Annotated in this window: 10 protein-coding genes; 4 read left to right on the top strand and 6 right to left on the bottom strand. The window is 48.8% G+C overall.

The genetic code is table 11. The features are described 5' to 3' along the window. Positions 1-11: 11 nt before the first annotated feature. Entirely contained in the window at positions 12-656 is a 645-nt protein-coding gene (pdxH, locus tag H6F68_RS26915) for a pyridoxamine 5'-phosphate oxidase (RefSeq protein ID WP_190563790.1), read from the bottom strand. 171 nt (positions 657-827) lie between these two features. Between pdxH and H6F68_RS26910 the strand changes: the two genes are divergently transcribed. Then, positions 828-1,904, top strand: a complete 1,077-nt coding sequence (locus tag H6F68_RS26910) for a glucokinase (RefSeq protein WP_190433096.1) — start codon at positions 828-830, stop codon at positions 1,902-1,904. A 248-nt stretch (positions 1,905-2,152) separates the two neighbouring features. Here the strand turns inward: H6F68_RS26910 and H6F68_RS26905 are convergent, their stop codons facing one another. After that, positions 2,153-3,244, bottom strand: coding sequence for a HAMP domain-containing sensor histidine kinase (locus H6F68_RS26905; RefSeq protein ID WP_313930258.1), 1,092 nt, complete (start codon positions 3,242-3,244; stop codon positions 2,153-2,155). A gap of 328 nt (positions 3,245-3,572) precedes the next feature. On the opposite strand from H6F68_RS26905, the gene H6F68_RS26900 reads away from it, so the two are divergent. Next, positions 3,573-4,289, top strand: a complete 717-nt coding sequence (locus tag H6F68_RS26900; protein ID WP_190563788.1) for a pirin family protein — start codon at positions 3,573-3,575, stop codon at positions 4,287-4,289. Between the two features lie 2 nt (positions 4,290-4,291). On the opposite strand, the gene H6F68_RS26895 is transcribed toward H6F68_RS26900, so the two are convergent. After that, positions 4,292-5,038, bottom strand: a complete 747-nt coding sequence (locus H6F68_RS26895; RefSeq protein WP_190563787.1) for a response regulator transcription factor — start codon at positions 5,036-5,038, stop codon at positions 4,292-4,294. Positions 5,039-5,209: 171 nt separating this feature from the next. Here H6F68_RS26895 and H6F68_RS26890 point away from each other — a divergent pair, with 171 nt between their 5' ends. Continuing rightward, a complete protein-coding gene (locus tag H6F68_RS26890; protein WP_190563785.1) occupies positions 5,210-7,045 on the top strand; it encodes a hypothetical protein in 1,836 nt (611 codons plus the stop codon). 62 nt (positions 7,046-7,107) lie between these two features. On the opposite strand, the gene H6F68_RS26885 is transcribed toward H6F68_RS26890, so the two are convergent. The 3 genes from H6F68_RS26885 to H6F68_RS26875 all read right to left on the bottom strand — a co-directional run bounded on the left by H6F68_RS26885 (position 7,108) and on the right by H6F68_RS26875 (position 10,628). Further along, a complete protein-coding gene (locus H6F68_RS26885; RefSeq protein ID WP_190563783.1) occupies positions 7,108-7,530 on the bottom strand; it encodes a type II toxin-antitoxin system VapC family toxin in 423 nt (140 codons plus the stop codon). After that, positions 7,527-9,455: a DUF4209 domain-containing protein gene (locus H6F68_RS26880; protein WP_190563781.1), complete on the bottom strand. Its 1,929-nt coding sequence runs from the start codon at positions 9,453-9,455 to the stop codon at positions 7,527-7,529. The genes H6F68_RS26885 and H6F68_RS26880 overlap by 4 nt, the downstream gene beginning before the upstream one ends. Positions 9,456-9,848: 393 nt before the next feature. Then, a complete protein-coding gene (locus tag H6F68_RS26875; protein ID WP_190563779.1) occupies positions 9,849-10,628 on the bottom strand; it encodes an ABC transporter permease in 780 nt (259 codons plus the stop codon). 157 nt (positions 10,629-10,785) lie between these two features. Between H6F68_RS26875 and H6F68_RS26870 the strand changes: the two genes are divergently transcribed. Continuing rightward, entirely contained in the window at positions 10,786-11,958 is a 1,173-nt protein-coding gene (locus H6F68_RS26870) for an aminotransferase class I/II-fold pyridoxal phosphate-dependent enzyme (protein WP_190563777.1), read from the top strand. Positions 11,959-12,018 lie beyond the last annotated feature (60 nt).

Genomic DNA, 12,018 nt, shown 5'->3' with positions numbered 1-12,018 from the left:
GCTGTGACAACTCAAGGTGCTAAGCGCTCAATCAACCATTGGCCAGCTTCGCCTTGGCGATAATGCAAGCGATCGTGGAGACGACTGGGTCGACCTTGCCAAAATTCGATCGCCGATGGCACCACGCGATAGCCTCCCCAGTGAGGAGGGCGGGGAATTTCTTGGTCTTGATATTGCTCGGTTAATGCTTGCAACCGTTGTTCTAACACTTCGCGATCGCTGATTACCTCGCTCTGATTCGAGGTCCAAGCACCTAAACGGCTACCACGGGGACGACTCTGGAAATAAGCATCGGCTTCTGAGTCTGCGACTTTTTCTACACGACCTTCGATGCGGACTTGCCGCTCTAGCTCGGCCCACCAAAACACCAAGACTGCCTGGGGATTTTCGCCTAGCTCTTGGCCCTTGCGGCTGTTGTAGTTGGTATAGAGCACAAAGCCTCGCGGGTCAAAGCCTTTGAGCAAGACAATGCGGGCCGAGGGCATGCCTGTTTTGGTTGCGGTCGCCAAGGTCATCGCATTCGGTTCGTGGAGTTGGGCGGCGATCGCTTGATCAAACCAAATTTGAAATTGCTGAAACGGATCAGGATGGGTTTCTGCTTCCGTGAGGGCTTGTAGGGCGTAGTCTTTACGCAGATCAGCGATCGAACTGTTCATGGACGGTTATATATCGAGCAATGGTTAGGGATCAAATTATTAGCTAGGCGAATGGAATCTATGACCATTCATGGAGTTGTAAATGGGAACCACGCCTTACACTTACCATTGGAGTTGCATCCTAGGCAGCTTCTTGCCTGAGTTAGCGTTGAGAGGGAGTACATAAAAGCTATGACGTTACTATTAGCGGGAGATATTGGCGGTACTAAAACTATCCTGCGGTTAGTAGAAGCCCAAACGACATCACCTCAAGCCAAAATTAATCTTAAAACACTCTACGAAGCCCGCTACTCTAGTCAGCACTTTCCTGACTTAGTGCCGATGGTGCAGCAGTTCTATAAGGAAGCCGCAGAAAAAGTAGGCTATGCTCCCGCGCCCCAAGAAGCTTGCTTTGCGATCGCTGGGCCTGTGGTCAACAACACCTCCATTTTGACAAATTTGGGTTGGTCTCTCGATGGTAAGCGGCTAGAAGCAGAGCTAGCCCTTAAGCATGTACGGCTAATCAATGATTTTGTGGCGGTAGGGTATGGAGTTGTAGGCTTGAATCCCGAAGACTTGCTCACCTTGCAAGCAGGCAAACCAGACCCGAGCGCTCCCATCGGGGTGATTGGGGCGGGAACTGGCTTAGGAGAAGGATTTCTGATTCCTTGCAACAACGGCTATGAAGTGTTTGGTTCCGAAGGCGGTCATGCCGATTTTTCGCCTCGCTCCGAGCTAGAGTTCCAACTGCTGAAGTACTTGTTGGATCGCAACAACATTCAACGGATTTCTGTAGAGCGTGTAGTTTCTGGGCAAGGTATTACCGCTATTTATCAGTTTTTGCGCGATCGCCAACTCACAGGCAGCGCTCAACCGATTGCTGAGTCTCCAGTGGGGCAGATCGTGAGAACTTGGGAGCATGAAGCGGGGCGGAGCGAAAAAACCGTAGACCCAGCCGCCGCGATCGCCACTGCTGCTTTAGAAGAGACAGATCGGCTCTGTGAGCAAGCGATGCAAATCTTTGTGGAAGCTTATGGGGTTGAAGCAGGTAACTTAGCACTGAAACTCCTACCCTACGGTGGCCTTTATGTGGCGGGTGGCATTGCCAGCAAAATTTTGCCATTAATGCAGACTGGTCTGTTTATCCGAGCATTCGGCCAAAAGGGCAGAATTAGCCCGCTGCTAGAGCGAGTCCCAGTACATATTGTCTTAAATCCTCAGGTTGGCTTAATTGGAGCTGCCCTCTGTGCTGCCCGATTAGAGGGTTAACTCTCTGATTGCGATTACTGGCAGTAGCAGTATTAGTCAGGAAAGCGACTGGGAGGAAAAAGATAACTAATCGCAACCACACCTAAAGTCAGGGTAAAGCTCACCAGAAGGATCGCTAATGAGAGGGGAGACATAGGGATTACCATTGTGCCAACCGCCTGACTTTAGCGATTCTGTTTGGCATCTTCGTGACTACAACATCACAAAGTTTTGTCATCGGATGTGGCTCACCTCAAGGAGTGGATTATTCAAGCTAGGGGCAAGGAAAATTTAAAGGTACTACCCTGCCCTACCTGGCTCTTCACTTCAATTTGGCCCCCTTGCAACTCTACCAAGCGACGGGAAATGGATAAACCAATTCCGGTGCCACCAGAACTGCGATCGCGCGATGGATCAGACCGCCAGAAGCGCTCAAAGACATGGGGTAGATCGGCAGGAGCAATGCCTACACCCGTATCTACCACTGCAACCCACACTTTTCCTGCTTCACTCCAAGCCTGCACTGTAATTGAACCCTGCTCGGTATATTGCAGCGCATTTCCTAATAGATTGATCAAAATCTGTTCTACTCGTTCTGGATCAGCCAATGCCAGAGGAAGCGCGGCTGGACAGTCTAGACGTAACTCTGGCCCTTCTTCCAGCAGTTGGTCAGAAAACTTTTGAATCAGTGACGTCAACAAAGGCAGCAGTTCCAACTTTTGGGTATGAATGGGCAGATAACCTGCTTCAGCTTGGGAGAGTTCTTGCAGGTCATTCACCAAACGTCGTAAGCGTCTGGTTTCCTTCGCCAAGCGTTGATAGATATCAACAGAAGGTTCGATCGTGCCATCTGCCAAACCTTCTAGATACCCTTCCACTACAGTTAGGGGAGTGCGCAGCTCATGAGTCAGATCGCCCACTAGCTCCCGCCGCCGCTGCTCTACTCCTTGCAGATCCGCTGCCATGCGATTGAAACTTGCCGCCAACCGATGCAACTCACGAATGTCGTTGGCGGGCATGCGCTCACTGAGGTTGCCAGAAGCGAATTTCTGGGTGATGGCTTCCATTTGAGTCAGGGGCTTGACAATGCGCCGCGCCACTAAATAGCTCAGCCCTCCCGCAGTAGACCCGCCGACCACGACTGACCAAAGTGCCCCACGTCCCCAGGCATACTCGAAACCTTTGATCAGTTGGTAGCGCACATAACCTAACTTGAAGCCACTTCCTTCTAACTTGGCTAAATGCAGCACAAATAAGCGAGGTGAGTAAAACTTGCCCACTGTGATCAGGGTACTCAGCCCTACTACCATGACAATCACATGGGATAGAAATAGTCGTCCTTGCAGCCCAATTTTAGCCACGAATGCTCGATGTCCTGAATCTAATCGTTCGCGATCGCCAGTGCTATTTAACTAGTGCTATCTCTTAACCTATTGCCTCAGCTTTAGCTCGCTACGCTAGTTCTAGGCTAACTTCAAACTCAGTTGTTTTGTTTAGTATCTTTTTGGATAGTATTGCACTTTCAAGTAGGTACTTCCCATATTGATGCTAGCTAGTTTAGAGTAAGAAGACATCCAAGAAATAACCAATTTCATTTGGATGAAAGCAAGATTTCAGCTGAGAAACACCTCCCTGACGCAACACACCAGGAGTGTTTTCAGCGATCGCCTTTATTACGAGGTTTAAGCCATGACCCAAGGGACAGTGAGTAACCTAATTCATGATCGCAATGCCCGTGGTCGCACTAAAATCGGCTGGCTCGACAGCTACCACACTTTTTCCTTTGGCAACTTCTACGATCCCGGTCGGATGGGGTTCCGGGCGTTACGAGTAATCAATGACGATCGTGTAGCACCGGGCGCAGGGTTTCCCATGCATAGCCATCGGGATATGGAAATCCTGACCTATGTGATTGAAGGAGCCTTGGAGCACAAGGATAGCTTAGGCAACGGTGCCATCATTAAGCCCGGAGAAGCTCAGGTGATGAGTGCAGGCACAGGCATTACTCACAGCGAGTTCAATTCTTCCAGCACCGAACCTGCTCACTTTTTACAAATCTGGATTCTGCCAGATGAGCAAGGGTTGAAGCCCCGATACGAGCAGCGGGACTTTCCTCTAGAGGAAAAGCAAGGTCAATGGCGCTTGATTGGTGCTAAAGATGGCCGTAATGGAGCCGTCACGATTCACCAGAACGTTGACCTGTACGTGTCCATCTTGGCTGCAGGCGATCGCCTCTCCTACACCCTCCAACCAGAACGCTACGGCTGGCTGCAAGTCGCAAAAGGTATGGTGGTTTGGGGCGATCAAACTCTCCGCGAAGGGGATGGTGTCGCGATCGCGGCTGGCGAGCAGTTAGACCTCAGTAGCGATACAGGTGCAGAACTCTTGCTGTTTGACCTAGCGTAACTTCAAGCTTGTGCTTGATCCTCAAATTTGTAGCCCACCCCGATCACCGTTTTGATGAACGTGGGATTTGCGGGGTCGGGCTCAATTTTTTTGCGGAGTCGCGCTACGTGGGTATCTACCACCCGTTCATCGCCAAAAAAGTTACTGCCCCAGAGTTTGTCGATCAGTTGGGTGCGGTTCCAGGCTCGTCCTGGGTAACTCATAAATGTAGCCAATAGCTCAAACTCTAGGGTAGTTAGATCCAATGCTTCTGCGCGATCGCTCCCTATAGCCCCCCCTATAGCGCCTTCTGTAACGCCATCCATAAAGCGGGAAGCGGTGCGCTGTTCAATATCAATCAGGAAATGCTGGGTGCGGTAAGTTTGAGCTTGGCCGCCTTGTCGGAGCGTCCGTCTCAACAGCGCCCGCACCCGCGCTACCAACTCTCGTGGGCTAAAAGGCTTCACCAGGTAGTCATCCGCCCCAGTAGATAAGCCAATGATGCGATCGATTTCTTCACCCTTGGCCGTCAGCATCAAAATATAGGGATCTTTCGCGCCGGGACGTTGCCGAATGCGGGCGCAAACCTCTAAGCCATCCAAGCCAGGAATCATCAGATCTAGGATGACTAAATCTGGCTTTTGTTCTGGAAACACTTGCAGCGCCGTGATGCCATCCCGACAAATGCGGCACGAAAAGCCTTCCTTCTCTAAATACAGTTGAATGAGCTGGGCAATTTCAGCTTCATCCTCGACGATTAAGATTTCCATTGGCTTTGCCACTTTTCCCCATTTTCTACAAATGACGATTAAATTCGACCGAAATCACCCACAAGCAGGATGTAGATTGTATTGATACGGTCGCGATCGCAACTTCTGTATTGGGCAATCTGGAAGTTGTATTTATCTTTCTAAACTAATCAGGTGGAGTGGGACTGCCCTATGGAAACCGCAGTGCATCAGGATAGTTTGCAGGTGCTGGCACGGCAGTTACAGCAACATTTGCAATCCGAGTTGGCCCAGCCAGTTACGATTCAGATTCAGTGTGCGCTAAAGCAAGGCGTACTCATGATTTTAGGCCAACACTCTCCTGGTATTAACCCACCCACTCCTCAGTCAGTTTTCACGCTTTTAGAGCAAACCTTAGAGTCTCTACAACCCGATTTTTCTGATTCCGAGTTTAACCACACTGTCCGGTTGTATTTGCGAGTCGCTGGACAGAAACAACCTTACGCTAGCCATTCCCTAACGCTGGAGCCTACCACACCTGCCGATCTTCTAGAGGGCGATGTTGGTACATCACCGAACAACTCAGCTAATACCAGCCACAACTTTGAGTCTACCAATGCGCTGCTGGATACCGAGATTGCCGACCCACCAGACTTGAACGATGCAGAGGATAACCCTTTTGGTTCTGCCATTCAACCTCTGACTGAGCCTAGTGATGAGTTAGTTCCCACCCGCAAGCCCAGTAAGTCAGACCAACGCACTAGGTTACCTTTGCTGGTAGCTGGAGCAGGGGTGGGGCTGTTTGCCTTGGCAGGAGTCATTTATGCCCTGACGCGGCCCTGCGTGATTGGCGGTTGTCCCGCGATCGCCACCGCGCAGCAACTCAGCCAGGAGTCAGCAAAAATTCTGCGAACCACAAAGTCTGGGCAAGAAATTTTAACGGCTCAACAAAAATTAGAGACAGCAACCCAAGCTCTAGCGCCCATTCCTGCCTGGTCAGGTCATCATGGGGAAGCCCAAACTTTGCTAAACACTTATCAAGCACAGGAGCAAGCGATCGCTCAAGTAGTAGCTGCGCAAAACCAAGCGATCGCCGCCGCGCAAAAGAGCCAGAACCCCCCGCATCCCCTAGCAGACTGGACTGAGATTCAAAAGCTTTGGCGAGGAGCAATTACACAATTAGAGGCAGTCCCCAAAACCAGTACTGCTTACCCCGTCGCGCAGAAGAAGCTGACGGAATACCGCGCTAACCTCGTCATGACCAATAAGCGAGCCAAACTGGAGCAACAAGCTAACGCAACTTTAGCGAAGGCTAAGTCTACCGCTCAGGTGGCGGAGGCTCGCCAGGGAATTGCTCAATCCTTAGCGAGTTGGCAGCTAGCGGATGCGACTTGGCGCATGTCTACCAACACCTTGCGGCAAGTTCCACGCGGCACGATGGCCTATCAAGAAGCTCAGCAGTTGCTCGGTGAGTATCAGCCAAAGATTCTAGCAGCCCGCGATCGCAAAACGAAGGAGCAGTTGTCTGTCAATGCTTATCGCCAAGCCGTGAACTTAGCCCGTCAAGCCCAAAGTTTTGAGCAGCAAAACCAATGGTCCCAAGCAGTTGCTAACTGGCGAGATGCCCTAGCTGCGGCTAAGCAGGTTCCTACAGACAGCCTGTTTTACAACCAAGCTCAGCCATTAATTAGTTCCTATGGCAACTCGCTGACCGAAGCCGAGAATAAGCTGAGTTTGGCAAATATTTTAGAAGGCGCTCGCGCTGACCTCCGCCGTACTTGTGCTGGCTCTCCCAGGGTATGCGACTTCGCTGTGAGTCTCGCCCTAATCAGAGTTCAGTTAAATCCTGACCATGTCAGAAAGCTAGTCCGAACCGCGATCACCGCTGAAGCGAATGGTGACATTGGCACCCAAGTAGACGTTCGCGATCACATTCAAACTTTGGAAGCCGCTCTAGAAGCCATCAGCGAAAACGCCAACATCGCCATCGAACTCTACGACGAAAACGGCTCTTTGCTGGGACGCTATGTGCCTTCTCTAGCCCAATAGTTTGGGAGCGATCGCACTGCTTCTACGACTGACTGTTTCAATGCAGCAACAATACCTGTCTCTTAAATAGTCCAGTCTTCAAGGCATAAATTAGGAACTTTGCCGAAGTCTTGGTGGTTACGTGTTACGAGAGTTATTTGATTAGCTAGAGCGATCGCAGCAATTCTTAAATCTTGCGTACCTATCCGAATCCTTTGTTGAAGCAGACTCTGATAGCAACTGCATGCTGCATCATCAAAATCCAGCAAATTCACGCTGCAAAAGTAAAGCAGAGTTCTTCGGAGATTTTCATAAGCAACTGCTAACCGCTTAGGCTGTGTAGCGACTCTGCTAATACCAGCAAGCCTTCCTCGCAACTGTTCTTCTAGGGTGATGGTTGTGACAAAGATGTTGGAGCCGCCAACAGCTCTAGCACGCTGAGCAATGCTGGGATAATTGTGTTGGAAGAGAGTAACGTGATCGGTATCCAAAATATAACGGCTCACGCTGGCTGATTCCCCTCTGGAGCATCCTCCTGAGCACCAACTTCAGCATCTAGCTCACGTCGGTAAGTAGCCATATCTTCTACAAACTCATCAAAGAGAGGATCGTCTTTGAACATTCCAGCGAATTTGACCCAGGGGTCAGACTGTTCAACCTTCTGCTGGTGTACCAGGATTGGCAAACAGCATAGTCGTAGTGTGAGCCACCATAAGTAGGCCATAAGAGGGCTTAAGAACTCACCATCATTGATCAACCCATGAGCCATACGATTTCTCAGATTGCTACCTGAATGCTCGACTAATAAGCACCTGAGATCAAATAGCGTATTCTCATCAAAAATAGAAGCTGCTTCAGGGCGGTAAAGGGTAGAGTTCAAATTGTGCTCGTTTTGAATACCGCTATCATCAAGCCCAGAAGTTATTGCGCCCCTTCGCCACAATAAATATCGAACTGAATTCTCAATTTGGGGAATAAGAATGTGAGTGGATGTAAAAAAGTCTCCAATTAATCCTGCATAGAGTCCTTTTGCAAATAAATACTCTCGTCCTGTTGGCACAAAAGGATTATTCGATACAACTTGGAGTAAATCGTTGATTCTTACACTATGCTCTAAGTTGATTTGACCTATAGCAGGTTCGATATATGCTTGAGCATGCAAAGTCTGGTAGTAAATTGCGTTTCGATTCATCTCATAACGAGTTGCTGCTTCCGCCTCATCAGGATCACTAGCAAGGACTGATCCAGGTTGACGAGCTATGATTTTACCCATGTCGTTCATCATCACGACAGGAAAGAGGTGAGATGCAACAAACTCATGAGCTTGTGTTTTTATCTGTTGTCGCAGTTGAGAAACATTGGTTGGGGAGCCTAACAGAGACAAAGCAAAAAGAGCATCTTGAAATTCTTTTCCTTTGATACGGTTTCTGGCTTGTTCTACCAAATCGCTAATATCAGTTTCATGAGAACTGGTAAGCAACTCTTTTCGGGACTTCTCTTGATAATGTATGAGAAGCTTATGAGTTTCTTCGGATCTACTTTTTGCACTTCTAGTTTCTTGGTTAGTACCTCGAATGCTTCTAAAAGCTTCAACAGCTTTCTGCATAAAATGTGCTGCTGCTAAATAGCTTGGTGGTATTCTGTGGAGAGCATCTTCAGATTCCTTAACGTATGTTTCCGCAGCAAGCATCGAAGCAGCAAGTTCATTTGCTCTATCTTTTGAAATTAAATGCCATTTGGCCTTAATGTCCCAATGAGTTCTTGCCCTGCGCCAATCATGAGCTGATTCTGCTAGGGTTGCAGCTTTTTCAGCGAGAGCAGCATATTTTTTCGGCTCACCGAGTTTATATTCTTGTAAAAGCCTCATGAGCTTTGCTGATAGCCATGATGAATCTTCTCCTTTGTAGCGATCGAGGACTGCTTCTATATGGGCGACAACTGTTTCAGGTTGATACTTAATTTTGCGTGCTAGTCGAAGTGCCCGTTCAATTCTGTCAAAACACAAAGTCCAATGATCTGGATCTTCTAGTTCTGTAGCAGATTGCAAGTAGGCAGTAACTGCTAACTGAGCCATTTGATAGTTCCGCCGTCTGACCCAGAGAATATCTGCAACTCGTGCCTGAAGCTCAGGATCTGATATCTCAGAAGCAATTTCGGCAAGAAAATCTAAATGCTCGTCTGTGAGATTGTGGAAAATTTCGGCAAAAAATTCTTCGGTTGACCCTGGTTTAATTGCAGCGCCCGTCACGGCTGCCAAAATTTCAAAGACAGCTTGCTCTCTAACCTGATCCACCTCTTTTGCCTCTTGAGCCTTTTTCCAAAAGGCTGCGTTGTAGATAAGACAATCCTTTCTCTCACAACTGTTAATCACATCCTGCCAGTGAGAGTTGATGAAATCATCTTTAGTCGGAGGCGAATTTGGTAATGGCATAGTCTAAAGCTACTTCCCTATATGCCTACTATGCCAAATCTAGATTAAATCATAGGACTTGGAAGGTTAGCACATCAACACAGCTCTGCAAACCAATAATTCCATAGGAACTGGTGCGAGGTAGAGGCTCCAAAGTTCCTATTCCATAGGGGTTCCCAAATAATCTTCCAAGTCGTGTAAATCAGGCTGTTGCAAGCTTTTACAGCCTTAGGTTGATAAGGTCAACGGCCCACTATCGATAAAAAAAGGCGATCGCCCTTATCAGCGTTTTGAAAAACTTTTGAAAAAATCAGTGCTACTGAAAAGCCTGCCTGTAAAGCAGAGAGAACAAATTTTGTGTGGCTGAGAAATTATCAAGTTTTGGACTACCCCTTATCAGGGCTAAATTGCAACTCAATACAAAGTTAATTGAGCGGTTTGATTAAAAAACACACGACAGAGACCTCTGGTCACCAAAATTGTTGTCACCAACGTCGTAAACGCCAGCATAAACATAATTAGCATTTGGTAACTAGCAGCATCTAAAGGACTGACACCGCTGAGCAACTGCCCCGTAATCATGCCTGGTAGGGTAACTAACCCAACTGCCATCATCGAGTTAATAGTGGGAATCATGCCTGCTTTGATCGCATCTCGGCGGTACTGGGCCACTGCTTGCTCTGGGGTTGCTCCTAAGCTTAAATAAGTTTCAATTTCTAGGCGACTGTTACTAATGGTGCTGGCTAAGCGTTCTCCTGCGATCGCCGCTCCATTCATGGCGTTTCCCAAGACAATCCCTGCTAGGGGCACCAAATATTGAGGCGAGTACCAAGTGTCAGGGCGAATCACCAGCAGGTTGGTATAGCTCAAGGTCAAAGTGGCGGCAACAAAGATTGAACCCCAGAGCAGCGGCAGCAATTGCGGAATCTTCTTGCTGATGCGGTTACGAGCCACAATGGTGGCAATGGTCAGCATGCCCGCAATAATGCCTAACACCACCCAAGGATTGTCTACAGCAAAAACTAGCTCTAGCAGATACCCAACCATGACCAGTTGAATCACCGTTCGGCCTGTCGCCACGGTCAGATTCCACTCCAAACCAACTCGTTGCCAAGCCGATAAGCCGATCGCGATCGCCATCATTCCCAAGGCCCAAGCCAGATCCAGGGTGTCTAACTTTATCAACGTATCCACAAGCTGTGACCTGCCAACGTGTTTTTCTGATTTTGCCAGAGCTGAAACAATCTGAGGGCAGCTTTATTCTAGAAACTGGTAAAGCCGAGGAATGGCGGATTCCATTTTTTAACAAAGTTTGATTTTATTAACCTAGCAAGACTTGTGGTGTAAACGAGTGAATAAAGTCCCTCTGCTCAACCTGACGCGGCAATTTGAAACCATCAGCGAAGAAGTAAATGCAGCCGTTCTCCAGGTTTTGGGTTCTGGTGGTTACATTGGTGGTCCCGCCGTTTCAAACTTTGAGCAGCAGTTTGCCGCCTACACAGGCACCTCGGAATGTATTGGCTGCAACTCTGGGACTGATGCCCTCTTCTTAGCGCTGCGGGCCTTAGAGATTGGCCCTGGAGACGAAGTAATTGCGCCTCCCTTTACCTTTTTCGCGACCGTAGAAGTGATCAGTGCGGTGGGAGCTACCCCTGTTTTTGTCGATATTGATGCGAATACGTTCAATCTCGATCTCAATTTGATTGAAGCGGCGATTACTGAGAAAACCCGCGCCATTATTCCAGTGCATCTGTTTGGTCAGCCTGTGGATATGACTCGACTGATGGCGATCGCGGAAGCCCACAACCTAGCCGTAATTGAAGACTGTGCCCAAGCCACCGGAGCCGAATGGACAGGCCAGAAGGTTGGCAGTATCGGCCACATTGGTTGCTTTAGCTTCTACCCCACCAAGAATTTAGGCGCAGCTGGAGATGGGGGCGCAATCACTACCAATGATCCAGCGATCGCAGCCAATATTCGGATGTTGAAAGAGCATGGTAGTCGAACGCGCTACTATCACGAGGCCATCGGGATGAATAGTCGCCTGGATGCGGTACAAGCCGTAGTGCTGCAAATTAAACTGCGGTTTTTGGATACCTGGAACCAACAACGGCAGCAGATTGCTGAGCGCTACCAACAATTACTTAGCCGTATTCCGCACATCGTTCCGCCGCAAGAAATTAGTGGGGGGCGATCGGTGTGGAATCAATACACAATTCGCCTAGTGAATTCGCCGGATGCGCCTAGTCACCTAAGCAACGAGCCTGAAACGTTACGAGATTGGGTGCGGCAAGAACTACAAAGCCGTGGCGTTGGCTCGATTGTTTACTACCCTTTACCGTTGCATCTGCAATCAGTGTATCGAGATTTAGGCTATCAGCCAGGGCAACTGCCTGTCTCCGAGCAAATGTGCCACGAAGTTTTGTCACTGCCGATGTTTCCTGAGCTTTCGGCTGAAGAGCAAGACCAAGTGATTTACAGCTTGAAAGACTGCTTGGTAACTGCTGTTAAGAGTCAAAGTTAATCGGGAAGACTACAAGCGAAAGCCTTAAGTCTGCTTGTGCTGGTGCCGAGCGCCTTGCCA

The sequence above is a fragment of the Trichocoleus sp. FACHB-262 genome (assembly GCF_014696035.1).
Lineage (GTDB): Bacteria > Cyanobacteriota > Cyanobacteriia > FACHB-46 > FACHB-46 > Trichocoleus.
This window is presented reverse-complemented; position numbering and strand designations above follow the sequence as displayed.